Below are 23,568 nucleotides of genomic sequence, written 5' to 3'. Positions count from 1 at the left end.
CGTGCTGTTTTGCCTTGACGGCAGTTTCCCTTTTTCTCATTAGGCATTTTTTCCAATGGCCCCACAGACCTACGATTTGAGTCTCAAGCATCGAAGCGCTGCGCGTCGCCCTCATTTCGCGCTGGCTGCCTTGCTGCTTACCCTGGCGGGTTGTGCCTCGATGGCACCTGATTACGATCAGCCCGCTTCCCCCGTTCCGCAAGCCTACTCGGACCTGTCAGCAGGCCAGGCCAATGCGGTGCGAGAGCGTGATCTGGGTTGGCGCGAATACTTTAAAGACCCGGTTCTGAGCAAGCTCATTGAGACTGCGCTGGAAAATAACCGCGATATGCGCGTGGCTGTTTTACGGGTGGACGAAGCCCGTGCCATGCTGAATTTGCAGCGCAGCGAACGCTTTCCTGAATTTACCGTAGGGGGGCAAGCTGCTCGCTCGCGTGTGCCTGGGGACATGAACCCCAGCGGCCAGGCGGTGACAGGTGGTGATTATCGTGCCCAGGTCGGTTTGACCAGTTGGGAGCTGGATTTATGGGGACGCGTACGTAGCCTTGAAGATGCCGCCTTGCAAGGCTGGCTGGCTACCGAGGCAGGCCGACAAGCCGTGCATGTCGCTTTGGTCTCGCAAGTGGCCAATAACTATCTTGTGGTGCGCGAGCTGGACGAACGCGTGCAGATCGCCCGCAAAAGCGTAGAGACTCGTCAGGAGTCTTACCGCATTTTCTCCCGTCGTTATGAAGTTGGCGCAACGTCCAAGCTGGATGTGACGCAGGTGCAAACCTTGCTGACGCAGGCTCAGTCCATGCTGGCCCAGCTGGAACAGCAACGTGCGGTGCAATTACATGCCTTGCAACAGCTTCTGGGGGCCGATCCGGGCGTGTCTCCAACCGGTGCGCCTTTGAATGAAAACATCATGTTGGCCGAGCTGTCGCCCGGTTTGCCTTCGGACCTGATGGTCTGGCGTCCCGACATTATTGCGGCTGAGCACAAGCTGCGTGCCGCCAATGCCAATATTGGGGCTGCCCGTGCCGCTTTCTTCCCCCGCATTGCCTTGACCGGCAATTTCGGCACCGCCAGCGCCGAGCTGGATGGTTTGTTTGATTCCGGCAGCAAGACCTGGATGTTTGCTCCGACCATCTCCCTGCCCATCTTTGATGGTGGCCGCCGCAGCGCGAATCTGGACGCCTCCTATGTGCGTCGCGACATGCGCATTGCGGAATACGAGAAAGCTATTCAAACCGCCTTTCGTGAAGTGTCGGACGCCTTGTCGACACGCCACTGGTTAAGCCAGCAGTTGGAAGTTCAACTGGTCGCCCGCAGCGCCCAGACCGAGCGCGCCCGTCTGGCGCAGATGCGTTACGACAACGGTTCGGCTGCCTATCTGGAAGTGCTGGATGCGCAGCGTGACTTGCTGGATGTGGAGCAGCAAGTGGTGCAAACGCGTCGTGCGCTCCTGGCCAGCCAGATTGCCATGTATAGCGCCTTGGGCGGTGGGCTGGACCCCTCCGAGCCCCTGACCAACACCCATAACTCCTCTAATTCGGATCCATCCTCGAGCCAGCTATGAGCAAACAATCCTCTTTGAAAAAAAATCTTGTTCCTGTCCTAATCGTTGCCGGGGTTCTGGGCCTGGGGTGGTGGGCATGGCAGAAAATGTCCAATACCGGTCCTGGCGATGGTTTTGTCAGCGGTAATGGCCGTATTGAAGCGACCGAGATTGATATCTCCACCAAGTTTGCCGGACGTATCCAAAGCATTGCCGCTCACGAGGGCGATTTTGTGAAAGAAGGCGAAGTGCTGGCCATCATGCAGCAAGACAGTCTGGAAGCGGCACGCGACGAAGCTGTGGCCGGGTTGCGTCAGGCTGAAAACAATGTGGCGGCCTCTCAGGCTCAAGTGGCCTTGCGTGAAAGCGATGCCATCGCTGCCAAAGCCTTGATTGGTCAACGTGAGTCCGAACTGGATGCGGCCCAACGTCGTCTGGCGCGCTCCACTACCTTGTCCAAAGAAGGTGCCGCTTCGGCACAGGAACTGGATGATGACCGTGCCCGCGTGCGTGGTGCCCAGGCTGCGGTAGCCGCTACCAAGGCTCAGGCCAATGCCGCAGAAGCCGCCATTAATGCTGCCAAAGCTCAGTTGATTGGTGCCCAGTCTGCCGTGGAAGCCGCCAAGGCGGCTGTGGCCCGTATCGAAGCTGACTTGCGCGACAGTGAGCTGGTCAGCCCCCGCGATGGTCGCGTGCAGTTTCGTGTCGCCCAGCCCGGTGAAGTACTGGGTGCGGGTGGCCGTGTGCTGAACGTGCTGGACCTGTCCGATGTGTACATGACTTTCTTCCTGCCCAGCGAAGTGGCCGGCAAGGTGGCGTTGGGTACCGAGGTGCGTCTGGTGCTGGATGCCATTCCGGACATCCCGGTTCCAGCTACTGTGTCCTTCGTGGCCAGCTCTGCCCAGTTCACTCCCAAGAGTGTGGAAACGGCCTCGGAGCGCCAAAAACTGATGTTCCGCGTCAAGGCCCAGATTGCCCCCGAGCTGTTGAAAAAGCACCTGGAGCAAGTCAAGACCGGCTTGCCCGGTGTGGCCTGGGTAAAGCTGGACCCCAATGCCAGCTGGCCTGAGTCGCTGACTTCCACCTTGACGGAGTAAACCATGCCCAAGCAGCAAGCGGCGGCGGTTGCTCGCGTTGTTGAACTTAGCCAGCGTTATGGCGACACGCTCGCACTGGATCGTTTAAGCCTGGATGTGCCTGCCGCTTGCATGGTCGGACTGATTGGTCCTGACGGCGTGGGCAAGTCCAGCTTGCTGTCCTTGCTGGCGGGCGCCCGTGTGATTCAGGAAGGCCGTATTGAAGTGCTGGGTGGCGATATGGCGGAAAAAAGCCATCGCGACCAGATTTGCCCGCGCATTGCCTACATGCCTCAAGGCTTGGGCAAGAACCTGTATCCCACCTTGTCGGTGGAAGAAAACCTGCAGTTTTTTGGTCGATTGTTCGGGCACGATGCTGCCGAGCGCCGTCGCCGAATTGACGATTTGACGCGCAGCACGGGCCTGCATCCTTTTCTGACACGGCCTGCAGGCAAGCTTTCGGGCGGTATGAAGCAAAAGTTGGGTCTGTGCTGCGCATTGATTCACGACCCGGACTTTCTGCTGCTGGACGAGCCTACCACCGGCGTGGACCCTTTGGCCCGCAAGCAGTTCTGGGATCTGATCGAGCGTATTCGCATCGAACGTCCCGGCATGAGCGTGATTGTCGCCACCGCTTATATGGACGAGGCCCAGCGCTTTGATTGGCTGGTTGCCATGGACGACGGCCAGATTCTGGCAACAGGTTCGCCCAAGGAACTGCTGGAGCGCACGGAAAGCAAGAGTCTGGAGCAGGCCTTTATTCGCCTCTTGCCCGAGGACAAGCGTCAAGGTCATAAGGCCGTAGAAATCCCGCCACTGGATGTGGATGCCGACGATATTGCCATTGAGGCCGAAGGGCTGACGATTCGCTTTGGCGACTTTACCGCCGTGGACAATGTGTCCTTCCGGATACGTCGTGGCGAAATTTTTGGCTTTCTGGGCTCGAACGGCTGCGGTAAATCCACCACCATGAAGATGCTGACGGGGCTGTTGCCTGCCTCCGAAGGTCAGGCCTGGTTGTTTGGCCACGAGGTTGATCCCAAAGACATCGATACCCGCCGTCGTGTGGGCTATATGTCACAGGCTTTTTCCCTGTACAGCGAGCTGACGGTCCGGCAAAACCTGGTGCTGCACGCCCAGTTGTTCCACGTCCCCGAGGACGAGGTGGAAGGCCGTGTGGCGGAAATGGTGGAGCGTTTTGAGCTGGGCCAGATTCTGGACCGTTTGCCCGATGCCATTCCTTTGGGGATGCGCCAGCGCCTGTCCTTGGCGGTGGCCATGGTGCATAAGCCAGAGCTGCTGATCCTGGACGAACCCACTTCCGGTGTGGACCCAGTGGCTCGCGACAATTTCTGGCGCTTGCTGATTGAGTTGTCCCGCCGCGACAAGGTCACGATTTTTATCTCCACCCACTTCATGAACGAGGCCGAGCGTTGCGATCGCATGTCCATGATGCATGCCGGTAAAGTGCTCGATAGCGATACGCCTGCGAACCTGGTGAAAAAGCGCGGCGCCGCTGATCTGGAAGAAGCCTTCATTGGTTATTTGCTGGAGGCCAGTGGCCCCGAGCCTGAAGTGGAACCGGCGACAGAACAAGCGGTGGTGGCAAACGAAGCTCATAGCGAAAAGCGCGAACGCTTCAGCTTGCAGCGTTTGCTGAGCTACACCTGGCGCGAAGCGCTGGAGCTGCGTCGAGATCCGGTGCGAGCCACTTTGGCCTTGGCCGGTTCCCTGATTTTGCTGTTTGTGATGGGTTTCGGTATCACGCTGGACGTAGAGGATTTGCGCTACGCCGTGCTGGACCGCGACCAGACCAGTATCAGCCAGAACTACGCTTTGAACCTGTCCGGCTCGCGCTATTTTCTGGAGCAGGCCCCCTTAACGGATTACCAGGATCTGGACGACAGAATGCGGCGCGGCAAGATTGCGCTGGCGATCGAAATTCCGCCCGGTTTTGGACGTGATGTGCTGCGCGGCAGCAAGCCGGAAATCGCCGCCTGGGTGGACGGTTCCATGCCTACCCGTGCCGAGACCATTCAAGGCTACGTGAAGGCCATGCATCAGCAATGGCTGATTACCCAAGCCAAGGAGCGTCTGGGGACGGGGGCTTTGGTCGTGCCCGCCAGTATTCAGGACCGTTACCGCTACAACCCGGACGTCAAGAGCTTGCCGGCCATGGTGCCTGCCGTGATTCCGGTGCTGCTGCTGATGTTGCCTGCGATGTTGACGGCATTGTCCGTGGTGCGTGAAAAGGAACTGGGTTCCATCATCAACCTGTACGTCACGCCGGTCACCCGAGTGGAGTTTTTGCTGGGCAAGCAAATTCCCTATATCGGCCTGGCGATGATCAACTTTCTGTGCATGTGCCTCTTGGCCATCACGGTGTTCGATGTACCCATCAAGGGCAGCTTCCTGACCTTGAGCGTGGCCACCTTGATGTTTTGCGTGATTTCTACCGGCATGGGGCTGGTGGCTTCCACCGTGACGAAAAGTCAGATCGCGGCCATGTTCTTTGCCATGATCGGCACCATGCTACCCGCCACGCAATTGTCCGGTTTGCTGAACCCGGTGTCCTCCATGGAAGGGATCAGCCGTTGGGCGGGCGAGATTTATCCGGCTACGCATATGTTCAACATCAGTCGCGGGGTATTTAACAAAGCGCTGACGTTCTCGGATCTGCACGGGGCCTTGTTTGCCTTGTTGCTGGCCATTCCGGTGGTGTTGGGCGCGGCGGTCATGCTGCTGAAAAAGCAGGAGAAGTGAGATGAGAAAACTCAAGAATGTACTGTTGCTGGGCCGCAAGGAGCTGTGGAGTCTGGCGCGCGACCCCATGATGCTGCTGCTCATTGTGTACGTGTTTTCGGTCTCGATTTACACCTCCGCGACCGCGCAGCCCGAAACCTTGAACAATGCGCCCATCGCGATTGTGGACCAGGACCAGAGCCCCTTGTCAGCGCGCATTACGTCGGCTTTTTATCCGCCTGAATTCATCCACCCGCACATGATCGAGTATGGGGAAATGGACTCGGGCATGGATACGGGGCAGTTCACCTTTGTGCTGAACATTCCACCGAACTTTCAGCGCGATGTGCTGGCCGGACGCAGCCCCGAAGTGCAGTTGAACATTGACGCCACCCGCATGAGTCAGGCCTTTACCGGCAATAACTACATCCAGCAGGTGGTGATGGGCGAGGTTAACGAGTTTGTGCGGCGGTATCGCAGCATTGACACCTTGCCGGTAGATCTGGCCTTGCGGGTGCGGTTTAACCCCACACTGGAAAAAGCCTGGTTCGGCAGTATTGCCGAGGTCATCAACTCGGTGGCGATGCTGTCCATCATTCTGACCGGAGCCGCCCTGATCCGGGAGCGCGAGCACGGCACGATCGAACACTTGCTGGTGATGCCGGTCACACCGGGCGAGATCATGGCGTCCAAGGTCACGGCCATGGGACTGGTGGTTCTGGTGGCGACGGCGGCTTCGCTGAATTTTGTGGTGCGAGGTCTGCTGGGCGTGCCTATCGAAGGTTCCATTCCCTTGTTCCTGTGCGGCGCCGTTCTGTGTCTGTTTGCCATGACTTCCATGGGGATTTATCTGGCTACCTTGTCGCGCAGCATGCCCCAGTTTGGCCTCTTGTTGATGTTGACCTTGCTGCCCATGAACCTGCTCTCGGGCGGACGTACCCCCCGCGAAAGCATGCCTGAAATTGTTCAGAACCTGATGCAACTGGCTCCCACTACACACTTCGTGTCCCTGGGGCAGGCCATCTTGTTCCGGGGGGCTGGCATTGAAACGGTATGGCAACCCTTTTTAGCCCTGCTGGTGATCGGGACGGCTTTGTTCCTTCTGTCACTGCGGCGTTTTCGTAACACCATCTCTCAGATGGCTTGATGGACTGGGCCCCGTCAGGGGGCACTTTTTTCCTTTAAGGAGATTTCGATGAGCATGGAAACACTTCCCCTGGATCTGTACAAGGCCAATGTTGAGTTGCAACTGCGTATCACGCGCCTGCTGCAGGAGGGCGGCCATCGCTGGCTGGAGTCCGTACAGAAAAGTAATTTGCGCAGCATGGAGCAGACCACGGCCGAGATTGAAGGCTTGTTGCAAACGGCTAACTGGCAGTCCTTGGCCACCTTGCCCGCCGACACGTTCTGGCGTTTGTTCCAGCACGGCGTTAACGACAGCCAGACCATCAATCAATTAGCGATTCAGAACCAGACCGAGTTCACCTCCGGTTTGCAGGAAGCGCTGGAAGCCTGGCAGAAGTCGGTGATGGCGGTGGTCAGCAATACCAGTGCGGCCGTGCCAATGATGGATATTTTCAAGCAGTGGGGCGCACCTTGGGCAAACGCTGCCAGCGCCTCTGACACTAAAAAGGGAGCATAAGCGGTATGTCTACGGTTAAACGCACGGCCTTGGTGACAGGTGGGATGGGCGGTCTGGGCCAAGAGATCGCCCGTGCCCTGCATGATGCGGGCCATCAAGTCCTGGTGACTCACTCGCGCAGCGAGGCCGATGCCCAGGTCTGGCTTAAAGAGCAGGCCGATGCAGGTTATGTGTTTCAGGGCTATCACGTTGATGTGGCCGATTTCGAATCGTGCCAGCAAATGGCGCAAGCTATCGAGAAGGACGGTCTGCAAGTCGACATCCTGGTCAATAACGCCGGTATTACGCGCGATGGCACGTTCCGCAAGCTGAGCAAAGACAAGTGGGACGATGTGCTGCGCGTCAATCTGGACTCGGTGTTCAACGTGACCAAGCCTTTTATTGACGGCATGCTGGAGCGTACCTGGGGCCGAGTGATCAATATCTCGTCCATCAATGGCAGCAAGGGACAGTTCGGTCAAACCAACTACTCGGCCGCCAAGGCAGGGATGCACGGTTTCACCAAGGCCTTGGCTCAGGAGGTGGCGCGCAAGGGCGTGACCGTAAACACAATTTCCCCCGGTTATCTGGCCACCAAAATGGTCATGGCCGTGCCTGAAGATGTGCGTAACAGCATTATCGCGGGCATCCCGGTTGGCCGTCTGGGCAAGCCCGAGGAAATTGCCGCTCTGGTCACCTTTATTGCCAGCGAAGCAGCTGGATTTATGACAGGTAGTAATGTCGCCATGAATGGCGGCCAGCATATGTATTAAGCCAGATCCGGTTCGGCTGCTGCCTGTATGGGCCCGCTTGTCGGGCCTGCGACTTATGAAAGGAATGGATATGCACAAAGATATCGCCATTGTTGCTGCGACTCGTAGTCCCATCGGCCGTTTTCAAGGGGGGCTGTCTACGGTGCCCGCCCACGATTTGAGCGCACAACTGATTCGTGCCGTGCTCCAGAGCACGGGCGTTGCAGCCGAACAGATTGATGAAGTTATTCTGGGCCAGATTCTGACCGCCGGCGCTGGTCAGAACCCGGCTCGTCAGGCCGCGGTGAACGCTGGCCTGCCTTATGAAGTTCCCTCCATGTTCCTGAACAAGCTTTGCGGTTCAGGCTTGAAAGCGGTGCATCTGGCGGCTCAGGCCATCGCCCTGGGCGATGCCGATCTGGTGCTGGCTGGAGGTCAGGAAAGCATGAGCCTGGCTCCCTTTGTTGTACACAAAGCCCGTACCGGCTTGGGCCTGGGCCACGCCATGATGGATGACACCTTGTTGCGTGACGGTTTGACCGACGCTTTCCACAACTACCACATGGGGATCACGGCCGAAAACCTGGCCGAGCGCTACGGCATCACCCGCGAACAACAAGATGCTTTTGCGGTGGAGTCCCAGCGTAAAGCCGTAGCCGCGATGGAAGCCGGACGCTTCAAGGACGAAATTACCCCCATCGACGTACCTCAGCGTAAAGGCGACCCTGTGCGCGTTGAGGCCGACGAACAGCCGCGTGCCCAGACTACGCTGGAGTCCTTGGCCAAGCTGCGTCCTGCCTTCAAGAAAGACGGCACGGTTACCGCCGGCAACGCGTCCACCATCAACGACGGTGCAGCCGTACTTTTGCTGGCCAGCGCAGAGAAAGCCAAGGAATTGGGCCTGCCCGTTCTGGCCTGGATTCGTGGCTGGGCCAGCACGGGCGTAGATCCGGCCATCATGGGTATTGGCCCGGTATCGGCCAGCCGCAAGGTCTTGAAGAAGGTGGGTTGGGAACTGGATCAACTGGACCTGATCGAAGCCAACGAAGCCTTTGCCGCTCAATCGCTGGCGGTGGCCAAAGACTTGCAGTGGGATATGGACAAGGTCAACGTCAATGGCGGTGCCATCGCTTTGGGTCACCCCATTGGTGCTTCCGGCGCGCGAGTGCTGGTGACCTTGGTTCATGAAATGCGTCGCCGAGGTGCCCAGAAAGGTCTGGCCACCTTGTGCATTGGCGGTGGTCAAGGCGTAGCGATTGCCATTGAGGCCGCTTGAACAGATAGCTGATGGAAGGGAGAAGATGATGACAGATAAGTCTCGTGACGACAGCACGGCCTGGTCCTCCTGGATGATGAATCCCTGGAACCTGGGTCAGACCGTCTCCTCGTACCTGGTGGACGCCTGGCAGCGCGCCATTCTGTATGCCGATATCGAGCGTCAGGTCGGGGATCAGTACCAGGCTCAACGCAAGGTTGAGGTGCCCAATGTGCTGAACTTCCCGGCTGAACTGGTCATGTCGGGCCTGAGTCTTCCCCGACCCGTTAACTATCTGATGGTGCGCATTCTGGCACCGGAAGATCAGCCTACCGATCCCAGCAAACGTCCTTTCCTGGTGGTGGACCCCAGGGCAGGGCACGGACCGGGGATCGGTGGCTTCAAGTCCGACAGTGAAATCGGTGCTGCGCTGCAAGCCGGGCACCCTTGTTACTTTGTTGGCTTTTTACCGGACCCTGTTCCCGGTCAGACCGTCGAGGACGTGATGCGTGCCCATGCTGCCTTTGTCAGCAAAGCGGCAGAGCTGCATCCGGAAAGTCAGGGCAAGCCGGTGGTGATTGGCAATTGTCAGGCGGGCTGGCAGGTCATGATGGCCGCCGCCGTCTGGCCGGAGCTGTTTGGCCCCTTGATTCTGGCCGGTGCGCCCGTGTCCTATTGGGCCGGTCGCAACCCCATGCGTTATGCCGGTGGTCTGCTGGGCGGCAGTTGGCTGACCGCCATGACCAGCGACCTGGGCAATGGCCGTTTTGATGGTGCGTGGCTGGTCAAGAATTTCGAGAACCTGGACCCGGCCAATACCTTGTGGTCCAAGCAGTACAACGTGTACGCCAAGGCCGACACCGAGGCCGAGCGCTATATCGGTTTCGAGAAGTACTGGGGTGGTTATGTCTTTTTGAATGATGTGGAAATGCAGTACATCGTGGACAACCTGTTCATTGGCAACAAGCTGTCTACAGCCCAGTTGTTGACGTCGGATGGCATCCGTATCGACCTGCGCAATATTCGCTCGCCCATTGTGGTGTTCAGTTCCTTTGGCGACAACATCACGCCGCCTGCACAGGCCCTGGGCTGGATTACTGACTTGTATCTGGACGACGATGATGTACGCAGTCACGACCAGACCATTGTGTTCACGACCCATGATCGTATCGGGCACCTGGGTATTTTTGTGTCGGGCAGTGTGGGCAGTAAAGAGCACCGCAAATTTGCCAGCACGATTGATCAAATTGACCTGTTGCCCGCCGGAATTTATCGGGCCACTGTCGAGGAAACACCTGACGACGACACCTTATTGAATGACCCCTATCTGATGTCGGTGCGTCAAAGCAGTCTGGCTGAAATTGCGGAGATTGTGCAGCCTGATCCCGAATCTGATCGCCGCTTTGCTGCCGCTGCCCGTCTGTCGGAAATCAATCTGGCTTTTTACAAGAGCACCTTGCAGCCTTGGGTAAAAGCTTTGACTACGCCTTATACCGCCGCGTTGCTGGAAGCATTGCATCCCATGCGCTTGTCTTACGAGTCCTGGACCAGCGCCCATCCCTGGGCCGCAACGATCCACCAATGGGCCGAGAATATCGCACAGCAGCGTCAGACTGTGGATGAGGATAATCCTTTCCTGGAGGCGCAGGAGAATTTCTCCCAGGCCATGGAACGGGTCTTGAATAATTACCGTGATCGTCGCGACAGCATCTATCAGATCTGGTTCGACACCGTCTATGGCTCTCCTTTGCTGATGGCCCTGGCCGGTCATGCACCGGGCGATTCCATCCCGGCGCGTCCCCATCCTGGTAGTTCGCCCGAGCATCTGGCCTTTGTACGCCAGCAAATGCACAGACTGGATGGCTTGTTGAACGAAGGCGGTTTGCTGGAAGCAGCACTGCGTGGTTTGTTCCATATTGCCAAGCAGCGCAACAGCGTGGACGAGCGTTATCACCATGCTGCCATGCGTTTGCGCGAGCAATACGACACGGGCAATTTTGATATTGAAAAAATGCGTGCTGCAATTCGCGAGCAGGCCCTGGTGCTGGCGCACCACGGTCATAAGGCCGTGGAAGCGATTCCACATTTGCTTAGCAAGCAGACGCCCGAGGAAATCCGTCTGGTGGCATCCCTGATCAAGAAATTGATCAGTGCTATAGACGAGCAGGATGCCGCTCCCGAGGCGGTGGTCAAGGCGTCTGAAGAAGTGTTGGGTTTGTTCGAGTCAGCTGCCAAACAGCAGGAGCAGGCAGGGAAACCGGATGAGGCAAGCACCAAGCCTGTAGTGAACACGGCGGCCAAGACGGCAGCCAAGACCCCAGCATCAGCGGCCGAGAAAGCTGCAGCTCCTGCGCCGGTGAAATCTGTCGCTCAGACCTTGATGGCGACGGCAGCAACACCAGTGAAAACCGGTGCCCAAGCCTCTAAAGCGACGCAAGCCAAATCAAAGACAGCAAGCTCGGCAAGTAAAACGCAGTCAGCCGCTAAAGCAGCTGCAAAACCGGCTGTGGCAGAGCCAGTGAAACCGGCTGTGAAGTCGACAGCAAAGCCGTTAGCTCAAACCGCAGCAGGCATTCCCGCTAAAGGCGGGGAGGCAGCAGCCAAGCCGGTGGAAAAGGTAGAAGCCAAAACCGCTGCGCCCAGCAAAGCTGCTCCTGCCTCTGCTAAAGCAGCAGCTGAAAAAGCGGCTTTCGCAGCTGGCTCCTCATCCGTTGCAGCCAAGTCGCCTTCAAAAGCGTCGGCATCCCAGTCAGCCAGCACCGGCGGTACGGCATCCAGGAATCGTCAGCGCAAATCCTGAGATTTGGCGTGAATGAATTTTTGAAGGAGTTTCAAGCATGAAGTATTCATTTTCCGGCCACTCTGCTCTGGTAACGGGTGCGGCCTCCGGCATTGGTGCCGCCACGGCCCGTATGCTGGCGGCCAATGGCTTGTCGGTCGTGGTGTCCGACGTACAGGCTGATGCCGTGCAGGCCGTGGTCAAGGAAATTGAGCAGGCCGGTGGCAAGGCCGTGGGCAATGTGGCGGACGTCACCCAGCCTGATCAAGTGAAAGCAGCCGTCGACTGCGCCATTGAGCATTTCGGGGCCTTGCACTTTGCCGTCAATAACGCCGGTGTGGGTGGGGATTCCGGCCCGGCTGGCGAAATGGACCTGGATGGCTGGCGTCGCCTGATCGACATTAATCTGAACGGCGTAGCCTATGGCCTGCGCTATCAGATCCCCGCCATTTTGGCGGCAGGGGGCGGCGCCATTGTGAATATGTCTTCCATCATGGGCCTGGTTGCCAATCCGACATTGCCCGGCTACAACGCGGCCAAGCATGGAGTCGTCGGCCTGAGCCGTTCTGCGGCTTTGGAGTATTCCTCCAAAGGCATACGCATCAATACCATCCACCCCGGTTATGTGGATACCCCCATTCTGTCGGGCTTTGATGAGGCGGCACGTGCTGCTTTGGTGGCCCAGCACCCGATTGGTCGTTTGGGTCATGCGGATGAAATCGCCCATGCCATTGCTTTCCTGCTTTCGGATGGTGCCAGCTTCATGACGGGCGCCTGCATGGTGGCCGATGGGGGCTATACCTCTATTTGAGTTGGGGGATCACGTCGCTGCGAGAACAAAATCAGTATTTCAATCCCAAATTAGCCAGCGAAAATCCGGGCCCCACTTTTACTGGGGCCTATTTTTAAGGAGTTCCACAATGAAGTATTCATTCTCTGGTCACTCTGCTTTGGTGACGGGTGCAACGTCAGGTATTGGCGCTGCAACCGCACGTGTGCTGGCTGCGAATGGTTTGTCTGTGGTGGTGTCCGGTAGAAATCGTAGTGCCCTGGAGGAGGTGGTCAAGGAGATCGAACAAGCGGGTGGCAAGGCGGTAGCCCAAGTAGCCGATGTGACCAAGCACGAGCAAGTGAAAGCCTTGGTGGATTGTGCCATTGAGCATTTCGGCGCTTTGCACTTTGCTGTCAATAATGCAGGCATTCTGGGCGGCTCCAAGCCGGTTGGGGAGATGGATCTGGATGATTGGCATCGCCTGATCGATACCAATCTGAATGGCGTAGCCTATGGCTTGCGCTATCAGATTCCGGCTATTTTGGCAGCGGGTGGTGGGGCGATTGTGAATATGTCGTCCATCATGGGCCTGGTGTCCAATGCCCGTTTGCCCGGCTATAACGCGGCTAAACATGGGGTAGTGGGGTTGAGCCGAGCCGCTGCGCTGGAATACTCCTCCAAAGGCATACGCATCAATACGATCCATCCCGGCTATGTGGATACGCCGATTCTGTCGGAATACGACGAGGCGGCGCGGGCTGATCTGGTGACTCAGCATCCTATTGGACGTTTGGGCCATTCTGACGAAATTGCCCATGCTATTGCCTTCCTGCTGTCGCAGGGGGCCAGCTTCATGACGGGAGCATGTCTGGTGGCGGACGGAGGCTATACCGCCCGTTAAGTGACAGGTTTGGCGGCTCTTTTTTGTGTTGGAGCCGCCATTCTGTGCTCAAAATATACTGATACTCGATACTCGATACTCGATACTCGATACTCGATACTCGATACTCGATACTCGATACTCGATACTCGATACCCGATACCCGATACCTGCTCCTTGGTCCTTGATGTAAAAAGGGTCGGTACCGCTACTCCAGCCTTATTTCACGCCAATAATCTTGATCGTGGTGATTGATACCGAGCCGGGCGGCACGCCTGTGTCGGCATGAGCTTCGGTGATAGGAATGTGGATTCTTGCAGAACCACCAATACCCAGCTGTTTGACGATATCTTGGAAAAGTGGCGGTAGATCCCTGGTCAGGCTGGTTTTGCTTTCCCTGGCCGCCAACACTTCACCCGTTCCTAGTTCTTCATCCAGCTCAAACAAGATATCGCTGCTAGCGGTGACCATGGGAGCCTTCCCCTTGCTCAAGATTTTGTAGACCACACCATCAGGCATTGTGACTGCTCCTTTTTCTGCCCCAGCCGCAGCAAGAACAGACTTGGCTTGCTTTTCGTTCTTGGACAGCATGGCTTGTTCCAATAACTTGTCTACGTTGGCCAGCTCCACAGAAATGATGCTGGAGGACAGTTGCAGGCGCTGGTCTATCTTGTCGCTGAAGCCTTGGGAGAAGGCTTGCAAGTCCAGTTTTTTGCCGATGGAGGCCAGCTTTTGCGTCTCGTGAGGCGCACTGTCCGCATACCAGGCACCGATGGCATAGCTAAGACGGATATCCGGCGAGGCAGCATCATTTACGATCATGCGCCTGGGCGTCCCGGCAGTGTCGGCCTTGCTGGCAGTAAGAGCCTGAGCGACCAATCGGTGCTGCAAATCCTGTTTCGCTTCTTTCAGACTATCAATTTCTTTCTTGAGTGTGGCGATTTCAGCCGCATTCGCGGCAAGCCGGTTGTTTTGTGACTGGCCATTGGACAGCTCCTGGCTTCGATCTCTTTGCAGGCTTTCCAGTTCTGAAGCCAAAGCATGCTTTTGGTTCAGCTCCTCTTCCAGACGCTGACTTAATTCCTTGATCCGCGCTTGATTCTGCTCCTGATCGATAGCAATGGGCGCCAGGACCACAGAGCCATCCGGCTCTGCCTGTAACTGCTGTAATTGCTGTTGTAGCTGGCTGTTCAGGTTTTCAGTATCCGACAGGCGCTGCTGCAAGGTGATCAACTGAGTGTTGGCTTGATGCAGTTCGTTCCGGAGCAAGGTGTGGCTTTTGTCCTCATCAGAATCGATAGCGAAAGAGGGGGCTGTGTTTAGTTGTATGGGATTTGGGGTGGATTGGGTGCGCGCAAGACCATCGCCAATGATGTTTTCCTGGGCCAGACGGTCCAGTAGTCCTGTTCCAACTGAGTGAGAGGCTTCATAGAAAATCAGCAAGGTGCAGCACAGGGCGGCGTTGAAGTACTTTTTCATAGCTTGTTCAGGGATTGAACGCGATCGACCATATTGGTATAGACGGCGTTATTGATCCGGATGCAAACCAGGGAAAGCATTTTGTTGACTTCGGTCAGCATGATTTCAGACGCATTTTCATCAATCAGGGATTCATTGGCTTTGTAAATGCCAAAGTTTTCATCAATGGTCTGCATCTGCTGTCGATATTTTTCATAGGAAACGGGGTCCAGCTCTTTCAGCGCGGCGAACTCTTGAAAGCACTTGTCTTCCTTGCTGGATACGGTGGATTCCTGGGCGGGCCGAATCGAGGGGGGAGTTTGGCAAGCGGAAAGAAAAAAGGCGACCAGAATGGCCGCGCCGGAAACAGCGAATCGCATAAACACCTCGAGACGTTCGACTATCTTTATTCAGGTTCTTTTATAGGGGACGAGCATTGGGTTCAAGCGTTGAAGCCAGGTTCGGCAATGCAGGCCTGTGTTGGACGGTGAGGTCACTCAATGTGATTGCACTGCCTGAGTCTGTGCTGCACTGAAATTGGACCATGTGGATGCGGGCAAAAAATTAAGAACTATCTGATTTTCACGGCTTGCCTGACTGTTGGGGCGGGATGTAGATCAGCGACAGAAGCAGCAGCAACAGGCAGATGGAGGCAGACAGAATATTGGTGCCGCTCCAGCCTGCAAAGCTGAACAGAAAAGCGGGGGCAAAGGCACCCAGTGTGGCGCAGATGGAAACGCCCAGATCATTCAGGCCCTGTACTTCCAAAGCCTGCGGTTTGTCTTCCAGGCTGTTGCTCAGCAAGGCACTGCCGCCCACATAAGTGAAGTTCCAGCCTAATCCCAAAATCAGTAAAGACAGGCTAAGTGCTGTATAGCCGTGGGCCACGATATTGATCAGACTGCTAAGCAGCAAAAGTACGATGCCGCTGATGGCAATGGTTTTCAGACCAAACCTTTGGATCAGAATGCCGGTGAAAAAAGAGGGGGCAAACATGGCCAGAACGTGCCATTGAATGGCGGTACTGATGTCGGAGAAATGCACATGAAGGTGGGACATATGCATGGATGCCTGAATCATCAGCAGATTCATGATGCCGTAGCCTATGGCCGCAATGCAGATAGCAATGGCCAGAGTCTTGTTGTGCAGCACCAGCCCAAGTGTCTGGCCACGACTGGTTTTTTTGAGTGTGGTGCTCTGGACCGGCTTCACTTCCTTGATCAATAGATTCAGGAGTAGCGACACCCCAGCCAGTACGGTGAAGGCAGCATAGCAGGCGGCAAATTCCTGTCCGAAGCTGCTGGTTTTCAAACCCCGTATCAGCATCGGGCCAGACACGGCGGCAAGCACCCCGCCAGCCACAACTAATGAAATGGCGCGTGGTTTCAATCTGTTGTTCAGCCCGTCCGTGGCTGCAAAGCGATTGAAGTTGGCAAAGGCAATATAGATTCCCAGTAGGGCGTGTGAGGCCACCAGCCAGGAAAACTGCTTCATTTCTATCGCCCAATATCCCACCACCCCCGATACAGCCAAAGGCAGGCTTGCCAGCAGAAAGGATTTCTTGCGACCTATGGCAGCCATCAATCTGGAGGCGGGCAGGGTAAAGAGCATCACAAACAGGAACTGAAAACCGTATGGAACGGTGGATAACCAGGGCTCGGGGGCCAAACTGCCACCTACCAATGCAGCCATGGTGACAGACATGACGGCAGTGGTCAGGTTGATGGATTGGGCCAGAAAGTAAAGGTAGGTTCTGTAAGGAAGGTGGGTGGCAGTCATGGTGCTACGTGGTGAGGGATATTGAGGCTGATCGTGCAGTCAGGAACAGCGGAAGTGTGATGCAACGCGTTCTGTATGTGCAGGAGAAAATGCGGGTCACGCCTGCACATGCTGGTGGGGATTTTGGCCTTGTCGGGGGCCCCTGTCTCGAACAGTCGGTGTACTATCCTGAAAACTGTTAGCTAATTTTTTCTAACAGTGTTTGGGGAGCAGGCAGGTATGGATTTTCACGAGCGTTTGAAGGGCGCCATCCTCCAGGGCGAGTGGGCGGTAGGGCAGCAGTTACCTTCTATTCGCAAGATGATGGCAAGGGAGGGTTTGAGCCATCACACAGTCGTCAGTGCGTACACCCGTCTGGTGGGCGAGGGCATGCTGGAGGCCTTGCAAGGGCGCGGTTATTTTGTGGCCCGTTGGTCCGGTTTGAACGAGGACCTGCCCATCCTGCCTTCCGAGGCGTCGATGGACCCCTTGTTTAAGCTGCTGCAGGCCAAACCTGAACAGTGCAAGCTGGGCTGTGGCTGGTTGCCTTTGCCTTGGCGGGATACGGATGCGCTGGCCAAGGCCATACGCAAGACGGCACGCTCTGGACGTAGCGGTCTGGTGGAGTATGGCGATATTCATGGTTATTTGCCGCTACGCAAGCAGTTGTCCTTGTTGCTGCGTCAATCGACCTTGATTCAGGTTTCCCCTCAGCAGATTTTGACGACCCTGGGGGCGACGCAAGCCTTGGATCTGATCTCGCGCACGGTAATTCGTGTCGGGGATCATGTTCTGGTGGATGAGCCTTGCAGCAGCAATTTGATCAAGCTGATTCGTTTGTGTGGTGGGATACCTGTGGGGGTGCCTCGTCTGGCGGAGGGACCGGATGTAGTGGCGCTGGATCGTATTTTGCAGGCTCACAAAGTGCGGGCGTTTTTCTGCAATAGCACTTTTCATAATCCAACTGGCGCGGGCTTAAGTCCCAAGGTGGCTTTTGAAGTGGTAAAACGCGCAGCCGAACACGATTTTCTGATTGTGGAAGATGATGTGTATGGGGATTTCTTCCCCGGTGTGCGTCAGACCTTTGCTGGACTGGGGGATTTTGAGCATGTGGTTTATATAGGCAGTTTCTCCAAGTCGCTGTCGGCTTCTTTGCGGATCGGGTATCTGGCTTGCGGGCCGAAGTTGATGGAGTCCTTGCTGCGTCTGAAATTGCTGACCAGTGTGGCCGTACCGGGGTTTTGCGAGCGTTTTGTGAATACGATTCTGGCCGATGGTACCTATGCCAAGCACACGCAGGTGATTCAGCGACAGTTGATGACGCACCAGCAAATTGCGCAAAAGGTGCTGAAGGAATATGGCTGGGAGTTTGAGGTGCAGGCGCAAGGTGGGATGTTCTTGTGGATTCGGCATCCGGGTCTGCCGGATTTGGCGGACTTGATTCAACGGCTGGAGAGCAAAGGGGTTTTGCTGATGCCGGGAAGTGCGTTTGCCGTCAGCAAGGAGTTCAAGGACAGGACGCGATTGAATGTGGCGCATCTGATGCCTGAGGTGTTTGATTGTCTGGATGTAGGTGGGGGAGCTTGATTCTTGGCCAGTATCTGGTTTTTTTTGCCAAGACGCCCCTCAAGCCCGCCGTCCGGCCAATCGGCTGAGCCCTTGCCGGTGCTGCGCACCGGTGCCCTTGGCGTACCATTGCTCCGGGCGCGCCCTTAACTCCGGGGGTGACTGGTCCCCCGGACCAGTCACAAGCGCCCCCGTCAAACAGAAGGGCGCTTGTATCCCTGCGCAATGGTTCGCCGGCGGCAAGGACTCTGACCCGCCGATTAGCCGGGCGGCGGGCTTGAAGGGCTTGGGAAATAAATAAAGAACAAGCCAGAGTGCCGGTGTGGCCTTCTGGCTTGTTAGTGTAAAAAACCGGCCCCGTCTGCCTATGCATACAGGTGGGGCCGGGGGTGGCTTAAGGCTTCAGAACGGGTTGGTGTCCTGCCAGGGGTTTCATCGATTCCACGGCGTAGGCTACGTTCAGGATGCGTGCTTCCTCAAAGGCAGGGCCGATGATTTGCAGGCCTACGGGCATGCCGTTGGAGATACCGGCGGGCACCGTGACGGCCGGCAGACCGGTCAGGTTGCTGGGGCCGGTAAAGCGGATGCCTTCGTCGATGAAGTCCAGCGTTTTTCCGTTGATGTTGACGGTATCCACGCCAATGTCCGGTACCTGGCAAGGCAGGGTGGGGGCGATGATGACGTCTACGTCGCTGAAGGTGCCGGTAAATTGCTGTTTCAGGGCGCGGCGTACTTGCTGGGCTTGCAGGTAGTCGATGCCGCTGAACAGTTCGCCCAGTTCAAACAGGAAGCGAATGTCACCGCCAAAGTCTTCTGGGCGTTTGATCAGGTCCTGGTGGTGGATGGTCGCCGCCTCGGTCAGGCTGACGGCCAACTCGGCCCATTCGGAGTAGCGCAGGGCAGGCACTTTCAGGGGGATGACTTTGGCGCCCTGTTTTTCCAGGTCGGCCAGGCGGTCGCGAATGACTTTTTCAATTCCCGAGTCGACGTTCTTGAAGAAGTAGTCTTCGATGATGCCGATGCGCAGACCTTTGACGTTGCCGTTCAGGGCGCTCAGGTAGGAGCCGACAGGGACATTGGCGCAGGTCGGGTCGCGGGGATCAAAACCGGCAATCACTTCCAGCATCGCGGCAGCGTCCGCTACGGTTTTGGACATGGGGCCAACGTGGTCCAGGGTCCAGGCCAGTGGGTAGACGCCAAATTTACTGACGCGTCCGTGCGTGGGTTTCAGGCCCACAATCCCGCAAGCGGCCGACGGGATGCGAATGGAGCCGGCTGTGTCAGTACCCAACGTGTTGTAGGAACTGTGGGAGGCAACGGCGGCGCCGGAGCCACCGCTGGAACCGCCGGGGACGCGATCAGGGTTCCAGGGGTTATGCACGGCACCAAAGTGGGGGTTGTTGTTGTCGATACCCCAGGCATATTCGTGCATGTTCAGCTTGCCGGTGAAGATTACCCCGGCATCGCGCAGCTTGGTGGCAACGGTGGCGTCGTCCTTGGAGACAAAGTCCTTGTGAATCTTGGAGGCCATGGTGGTGACCTCGTTCGCAAAGTAGATATTGTCTTTCAGCGCCAGGGGCACACCATGGAACACGCCCTTGTACTTGCCGGCCATGATGTCCTGTTCGGCTTGCTTGGCACTTTTTCTGGCCTGCTCGGCGGTGACGGAAATGTAGGCGTTGGTCTGTGGGTTCGACTTGTCGATGTAGGCCAGTAGGTTGTCAGTCACTTCGACAGGAGAAACAGCCTTGTTGCGCAGTTTGTCCGCCAGTTCAATGACGCTTAGCTCAAGCAATTCCTTATTCATGGTGATCCCCTCCGGCCAGGTGTTTGATAGCAAGGTCGGCATCGTCAATGGCAATACCTTCCAGATTGCCTTTCATGGCTTGAATCTCGCGCCATTTGGTCTCCAGCTTGGCCAGATGTTCGGGACTGGGGTGTATTCCTTTTGCAGCCAGGGTGTCTTTGACACTTACAGTCATTTGTCCTCTCCTTATCGTTTTCAAAACCGTGCATGCGCCGATGACGCGCACAAAAAAAGCCCCACCCCTGGTGACAGGGAGTGAGGCTTTATTGCCTGCATGTCGCTGGCAACGTTGGCAGCGCATGCATGTGTTTTGGCAGACTCAGATGTCTGCTTTTTCAATCTACAAAATATTGATGCCTAAACATACTGGGGTTTACCAGAGGGCGTCGAGGACGGGAAAAGCTGGTCGATTTTGCAGCTTTCCGGCCTCTGATCTATGCGCTTTAGCCGGCTTGATTCACAGATTTAGACAGTAGGTAAAAAGCACTATCGGAATAGTCTTATGGTTTGTTGGGGTATGAATTGGTGAAATTGTATCTGGGTCTTTTTACATACCTATTTAACAAAAGGTAATCCCATGAGAAATAAAAAATTCAAAAGCAAGTTGTGTTCAATGCTGGTAGCCGGTTTTATTACCTGCTTTTCCGTGAATACTATTGCTCAAACTAATGAGGATTGCATAAGAAATACGGATTTGAATTTATATGATTGGAAGGTTGAGCCTTATGGAAATGGGTTCTATAACGGTCAGGTAATAGCCTCGGCGCTGACATACTCGACATTTTTTTATTCGGGATACGAGCGCAAAACCAGTGTGGATGCAGGGGGGGTGAACGGTGGTGAACACCCCTATAACGCTATTCCTATGCCCAAAACACCTGGTGTGGGAGTGCGAGTTTCCTGGAATGGATTTTATAGCCTTTACGCGTTTACTGCTTCTTCTGTCCGTCCTAACGGAACCCCGGTTTCTGTTCCTTATCTGGGGAAGATGTTGACTGGAGAAGGCCCCAGAAGCTACACGATTTCGTATTATTTCAAATACGAAATTGTGGTGATCGACGCGGAAAAATATAAGGGTGGGAAGCTTGAGGTAACTAATGAGCAGGCAGTTACTGCTTTTGTTTCTCGGACTAGTTCAGCAGGCAGAAACACAATTTGCGTTAATGGGATTCTTGATTTGATGGCGCCTTTGGTAAAAGGGGGTGGAATTCCCGAAATGCCCAAACCTCCAGCTCCTACCTGTTCGTCGGCGGACTTGAACCGGGTGGTGTCCATGCCGCCCATCACCCTCTCGCAGTTGGCCGCATATGGCAGCAGTCGCAGCGAGGGGAGGATCGCTGAACAAAACTTTGAACTGGTAGGCCGCGGCTGTCCGGCAGGTACCACGATCAAGGCCTTTTTTACCGATACTCGTGCCAGTTCGGAGCCCAAGAATTATTTGCGCTCTTCACATCCGTCGGTTGGTGTGCGTCTGTATCACCGGGATAGCCAGCAGCCAATCGAGTTTGGTCCTGCCCCTGTGGGTTCTACTTTGCCGGACCGCCCCCCCGTCGTGGAAGGGCCAACAAGCAGCTCTTTATCTGATATGTATTTGCCTATCACCGCCCAGTATGTGCAATTGCCCAATGTGCAAAGCGGCACGGTAACACCAGGCAGTTTGCAGGCCGAGGCCGTGGTCACTTTCATGTATGACTAGTCCTGTGAGGGCACCGCTCATACAAAGAGCGGGCTGCACTGGCAAGGGCTGGGGTTTTCAGACTATTCCTAGGCCATTAGCCCGCAGGAAATCTTACGATCTCAGTTATCGATTCTGGCCTGGAAATTCCAGTCTGTTCATTGTTAGCCGGGGACATTCATGTTCGCACCATCCACTTCTCACATGCCACCTACGATGGTGATGAACTTGCTTCGTCAGCCTCGCTCGGAGTCCGGCTTGTGGATGCCCCGGCGCATTGTCCCTGCTGTCGGGCGTTCTGCTAAAGCAAACGCAGCTCCGGTAGACAGCAAGGCCTTGAGCAGCCGCCTAGTCCGGCCTTACGGCTTTTCGGGCCGTAGCGGGTGCGCTCAGCCTGAACAGGGCGGGATGCTGATTACGCGGGCCGTTTTGCTCGATGCCTTGCGAAAGGAGCAGGTTCAGGCGTGGCTGCAGCCCAAGGTCTCGGTGCAGTCCCAGCAGTTGGTTGCGTTGGAGGCTCTGGCGCGCTGGCGTCACCCTCAATGGGGTGTCTTGTCACCCGATGTGTTTTTGCCCTGGTTCAGTGAGCATGGCCTGGACGAGGCTTTGCTCTTGCATATGCTGCAAGAGGTTCTAGGTTTACAGGCCTATTGGCGTCGTCAGGGTTTGTCGGTGCCTGTTGCAGTGAACCTGCCCACTTATTTGCTCGATGATGTCAGCCTGCCAGATCGTCTGATGGCCTGTGTACAGGAACAGCAGGGGCAGGCCAGCCAGATTACGTTGGAGTTGCTGGAAAACTCCAACACCCGGACGCCCTGCGCCTTGTTTTTAGGGGCTTCACGCCTGGTAGCGATGGGCTTTGGGCTGGCGCAAGATGATGCCGGGGTGGCCTACAGCTCAATGGAACGTTTGATGTCAGCCCCGTTTTCAGAACTCAAACTGGACCGGCAAAGTGTGTATGGCTTGGCGCACAGTCGCGAGCAAAGCGAACAGGTACAAGACTGGATCCGGGTGGCCAAGCAGCGTGGCCTGCGTGTTACCGCCGAAGGAGTAGAGCAGCAGGAGGATCTGGATTGCTTACGACAAATGGGCTGTGATTATGCTCAAGGCTATTTGTTCGCCAAACCCACACCCGCCTTTGAGCTGGATATGTGGATGCGTCAGCGTTGGGCGACATGAATCAAGCATGCCCGGCCCTGTCTTGTGCGCATTCAGGAGAACAGGTTGTTCTGGGTACAGAACGCAATCAGGTCCTGGTTGTTATGCACGTTCAGTTTGCGCATGGCCGATGCTTTTTGGGCGCTGATAGTCTTGATGCTGCGGTTTAATTGTTCAGCAATGGCGCTGATGGAGTCTCCCATGGCAAACAGGCGCAGGACTTCAAATTCCCGGGGGCTCAGGGACTCCAGGCGTTCCTGTACCGAGCTGGTCAGCACGTCTTTGGGCGTATCTTGCTTGAAATTGGCCGGGTAGTACTTCACGCCCTGGCGCAACAAGTGCAGGGCGACCAGGACTTCAGAGAGCTCGTCCTGTTTGAGGACAACTCCTTGTACGCCAGCATCGTACAAAGAAGAAATAATCATGGGGTTGGACACCATGGTCAGCACAATCAGTTTGACGTCTGGAAAGTGGCGCCGTAGATAAGAAATGAAGCGCATCCCGTCGCCATACTGCTCATCGCCGGGCATGGAGTAGTCGGTAATGATGGTATCGGGCTGGTTTTTCTGCAGGTGCTCGACCAGCTCCGAGGGGCTGGCAGCTACGGCCTCAACGCTCAGGTTGATATCGCGGCCCAGCAGCTCGCGTATCCCCATCAAAATCAATGGGTGATCGTCTGCAATGATGACGCGCAGTTTCTGAATGGCGGGCATTCGGGTTTCCTTGCCT

At 56.2% G+C, this 23,568-nt stretch carries 19 protein-coding genes; 13 read left to right on the top strand and 6 right to left on the bottom strand.

The genetic code is table 11. From position 1 onward, the window contains the following. Nucleotides 1–55 precede the first annotated feature (55 nt). The 10 genes from NBV64_RS14095 (at nucleotide 56) to NBV64_RS14050 (ending at nucleotide 13,438) form a co-directional block, all read left to right on the top strand. Nucleotides 56–1,561: an efflux transporter outer membrane subunit gene (locus NBV64_RS14095; RefSeq protein WP_250755986.1), complete on the top strand. Its 1,506-nt coding sequence runs from the start codon at nucleotides 56–58 to the stop codon at nucleotides 1,559–1,561. Beyond that, entirely contained in the window at nucleotides 1,558–2,637 is a 1,080-nt protein-coding gene (locus NBV64_RS14090) for an HlyD family secretion protein (protein ID WP_026484635.1), read from the top strand. The genes NBV64_RS14095 and NBV64_RS14090 overlap by 4 nt, the downstream gene beginning before the upstream one ends. Before the next feature lie 3 nt (nucleotides 2,638–2,640). Further along, the gene (rbbA, locus tag NBV64_RS14085; RefSeq protein ID WP_021446933.1) at nucleotides 2,641–5,379 is read left to right on the top strand and encodes a ribosome-associated ATPase/putative transporter RbbA; all 2,739 of its coding nucleotides are present in this window, start codon (nucleotides 2,641–2,643) and stop codon (nucleotides 5,377–5,379) included. 1 nt (nucleotide 5,380) lies between these two features. Continuing rightward, complete coding sequence (locus tag NBV64_RS14080) at nucleotides 5,381–6,505, top strand: ABC transporter permease (RefSeq protein ID WP_021446932.1); 1,125 nt, start codon at nucleotides 5,381–5,383, stop codon at nucleotides 6,503–6,505. 54 nt (nucleotides 6,506–6,559) lie between these two features. Continuing rightward, complete coding sequence (locus NBV64_RS14075; protein ID WP_235484280.1) at nucleotides 6,560–7,000, top strand: phasin family protein; 441 nt, start codon at nucleotides 6,560–6,562, stop codon at nucleotides 6,998–7,000. Between the two features lie 5 nt (nucleotides 7,001–7,005). After that, nucleotides 7,006–7,752, top strand: coding sequence for an acetoacetyl-CoA reductase (gene phbB / locus NBV64_RS14070; protein ID WP_026484632.1), 747 nt, complete (start codon nucleotides 7,006–7,008; stop codon nucleotides 7,750–7,752). Between the two features lie 70 nt (nucleotides 7,753–7,822). Next, a complete protein-coding gene (locus tag NBV64_RS14065; protein WP_250755985.1) occupies nucleotides 7,823–9,007 on the top strand; it encodes an acetyl-CoA C-acetyltransferase in 1,185 nt (394 codons plus the stop codon). A gap of 25 nt (nucleotides 9,008–9,032) precedes the next feature. After that, a complete protein-coding gene (locus NBV64_RS14060; RefSeq protein ID WP_250755984.1) occupies nucleotides 9,033–11,786 on the top strand; it encodes a DUF3141 domain-containing protein in 2,754 nt (917 codons plus the stop codon). A 37-nt stretch (nucleotides 11,787–11,823) separates the two neighbouring features. After that, on the top strand, nucleotides 11,824–12,576 hold the full coding sequence (locus NBV64_RS14055; RefSeq protein WP_009459298.1) for an SDR family NAD(P)-dependent oxidoreductase: 753 nt from the start codon (nucleotides 11,824–11,826) through the stop codon (nucleotides 12,574–12,576). A gap of 109 nt (nucleotides 12,577–12,685) precedes the next feature. Then, on the top strand, nucleotides 12,686–13,438 hold the full coding sequence (locus NBV64_RS14050; protein WP_250755983.1) for an SDR family NAD(P)-dependent oxidoreductase: 753 nt from the start codon (nucleotides 12,686–12,688) through the stop codon (nucleotides 13,436–13,438). 198 nt (nucleotides 13,439–13,636) lie between these two features. On the opposite strand, the gene NBV64_RS14045 is transcribed toward NBV64_RS14050, so the two are convergent. The 3 genes from NBV64_RS14045 to NBV64_RS14035 all read right to left on the bottom strand — a co-directional run bounded on the left by NBV64_RS14045 (nucleotide 13,637) and on the right by NBV64_RS14035 (nucleotide 16,654). Continuing rightward, entirely contained in the window at nucleotides 13,637–14,896 is a 1,260-nt protein-coding gene (locus tag NBV64_RS14045) for an FKBP-type peptidyl-prolyl cis-trans isomerase N-terminal domain-containing protein (protein WP_250755982.1), read from the bottom strand. Then, complete coding sequence (locus NBV64_RS14040) at nucleotides 14,893–15,255, bottom strand: YuaE family lipoprotein (protein ID WP_250755981.1); 363 nt, start codon at nucleotides 15,253–15,255, stop codon at nucleotides 14,893–14,895. Before NBV64_RS14040 ends, NBV64_RS14045 begins: the two co-directional genes overlap by 4 nt. Before the next feature lie 202 nt (nucleotides 15,256–15,457). Then, nucleotides 15,458–16,654 carry an MFS transporter gene (locus NBV64_RS14035; protein WP_250755980.1) on the bottom strand — a complete coding sequence of 399 codons (1,197 nt, stop codon included), beginning with the start codon at nucleotides 16,652–16,654 and terminating at the stop codon, nucleotides 15,458–15,460. Nucleotides 16,655–16,873: 219 nt separating this feature from the next. On the opposite strand from NBV64_RS14035, the gene NBV64_RS14030 reads away from it, so the two are divergent. Then, on the top strand, nucleotides 16,874–18,220 hold the full coding sequence (locus NBV64_RS14030; protein WP_250755979.1) for an aminotransferase-like domain-containing protein: 1,347 nt from the start codon (nucleotides 16,874–16,876) through the stop codon (nucleotides 18,218–18,220). Between the two features lie 373 nt (nucleotides 18,221–18,593). Here NBV64_RS14030 and NBV64_RS14025 read toward each other — a convergent pair whose 3' ends face one another. Further along, complete coding sequence (locus NBV64_RS14025; protein WP_250755978.1) at nucleotides 18,594–20,006, bottom strand: amidase; 1,413 nt, start codon at nucleotides 20,004–20,006, stop codon at nucleotides 18,594–18,596. Further along, nucleotides 19,999–20,181, bottom strand: coding sequence for a hypothetical protein (locus tag NBV64_RS14020; protein ID WP_003803240.1), 183 nt, complete (start codon nucleotides 20,179–20,181; stop codon nucleotides 19,999–20,001). The genes NBV64_RS14025 and NBV64_RS14020 overlap by 8 nt, the downstream gene beginning before the upstream one ends. Before the next feature lie 402 nt (nucleotides 20,182–20,583). Here NBV64_RS14020 and NBV64_RS14015 point away from each other — a divergent pair, with 402 nt between their 5' ends. Together NBV64_RS14015 and NBV64_RS14010 are read left to right on the top strand one after the other, a co-directional pair. Next, nucleotides 20,584–21,702: a fimbrial protein gene (locus NBV64_RS14015; protein WP_250755977.1), complete on the top strand. Its 1,119-nt coding sequence runs from the start codon at nucleotides 20,584–20,586 to the stop codon at nucleotides 21,700–21,702. A gap of 159 nt (nucleotides 21,703–21,861) precedes the next feature. Continuing rightward, on the top strand, nucleotides 21,862–22,860 hold the full coding sequence (locus tag NBV64_RS14010; RefSeq protein ID WP_250755976.1) for an EAL domain-containing protein: 999 nt from the start codon (nucleotides 21,862–21,864) through the stop codon (nucleotides 22,858–22,860). Nucleotides 22,861–22,892: 32 nt separating this feature from the next. Here the strand turns inward: NBV64_RS14010 and NBV64_RS14005 are convergent, their stop codons facing one another. Next, nucleotides 22,893–23,552 carry a response regulator gene (locus NBV64_RS14005; protein ID WP_035272032.1) on the bottom strand — a complete coding sequence of 220 codons (660 nt, stop codon included), beginning with the start codon at nucleotides 23,550–23,552 and terminating at the stop codon, nucleotides 22,893–22,895. Nucleotides 23,553–23,568: the final 16 nt, after the last annotated feature.

It is taken from the genome of Alcaligenes sp. DN25, assembly GCF_023674485.1.
Classification (GTDB): Bacteria; Pseudomonadota; Gammaproteobacteria; order Burkholderiales; family Burkholderiaceae_B; genus Alcaligenes; species Alcaligenes phenolicus.
The sequence above is the reverse complement of the archived record's forward strand: the minus strand, read 5'-3'. Positions and strand labels throughout refer to the sequence as shown.

Bases quoted from the DNA above. Each gene is read 5' to 3' on its own strand.
- phbB (WP_026484632.1), top strand. From the start codon at position 7,006: ATGTCTACGGTTAAACGCACGGCCTTGGTGACAGGTGGGATGGGCGGT.
- NBV64_RS14035 (WP_250755980.1), bottom strand. From the start codon at position 16,654: ATGACTGCCACCCACCTTCCTTACAGAACCTACCTTTACTTTCTGGCC.
- NBV64_RS14050 (WP_250755983.1), top strand. From the start codon at position 12,686: ATGAAGTATTCATTCTCTGGTCACTCTGCTTTGGTGACGGGTGCAACG.
- NBV64_RS14060 (WP_250755984.1), top strand. From the start codon at position 9,033: ATGATGACAGATAAGTCTCGTGACGACAGCACGGCCTGGTCCTCCTGG.
- NBV64_RS14055 (WP_009459298.1), top strand. From the start codon at position 11,824: ATGAAGTATTCATTTTCCGGCCACTCTGCTCTGGTAACGGGTGCGGCC.
- NBV64_RS14045 (WP_250755982.1), bottom strand. From the start codon at position 14,896: ATGAAAAAGTACTTCAACGCCGCCCTGTGCTGCACCTTGCTGATTTTC.
- NBV64_RS14065 (WP_250755985.1), top strand. From the start codon at position 7,823: ATGCACAAAGATATCGCCATTGTTGCTGCGACTCGTAGTCCCATCGGC.
- NBV64_RS14010 (WP_250755976.1), top strand. From the start codon at position 21,862: ATGTTCGCACCATCCACTTCTCACATGCCACCTACGATGGTGATGAAC.
- NBV64_RS14030 (WP_250755979.1), top strand. From the start codon at position 16,874: ATGGATTTTCACGAGCGTTTGAAGGGCGCCATCCTCCAGGGCGAGTGG.
- NBV64_RS14095 (WP_250755986.1), top strand. From the start codon at position 56: ATGGCCCCACAGACCTACGATTTGAGTCTCAAGCATCGAAGCGCTGCG.
- NBV64_RS14025 (WP_250755978.1), bottom strand. From the start codon at position 20,006: ATGAATAAGGAATTGCTTGAGCTAAGCGTCATTGAACTGGCGGACAAA.
- NBV64_RS14090 (WP_026484635.1), top strand. From the start codon at position 1,558: ATGAGCAAACAATCCTCTTTGAAAAAAAATCTTGTTCCTGTCCTAATC.
- NBV64_RS14015 (WP_250755977.1), top strand. From the start codon at position 20,584: ATGAGAAATAAAAAATTCAAAAGCAAGTTGTGTTCAATGCTGGTAGCC.
- NBV64_RS14040 (WP_250755981.1), bottom strand. From the start codon at position 15,255: ATGCGATTCGCTGTTTCCGGCGCGGCCATTCTGGTCGCCTTTTTTCTT.
- NBV64_RS14005 (WP_035272032.1), bottom strand. From the start codon at position 23,552: ATGCCCGCCATTCAGAAACTGCGCGTCATCATTGCAGACGATCACCCA.
- NBV64_RS14075 (WP_235484280.1), top strand. From the start codon at position 6,560: ATGGAAACACTTCCCCTGGATCTGTACAAGGCCAATGTTGAGTTGCAA.
- NBV64_RS14020 (WP_003803240.1), bottom strand. From the start codon at position 20,181: ATGACTGTAAGTGTCAAAGACACCCTGGCTGCAAAAGGAATACACCCC.
- NBV64_RS14080 (WP_021446932.1), top strand. From the start codon at position 5,381: ATGAGAAAACTCAAGAATGTACTGTTGCTGGGCCGCAAGGAGCTGTGG.
- rbbA (WP_021446933.1), top strand. From the start codon at position 2,641: ATGCCCAAGCAGCAAGCGGCGGCGGTTGCTCGCGTTGTTGAACTTAGC.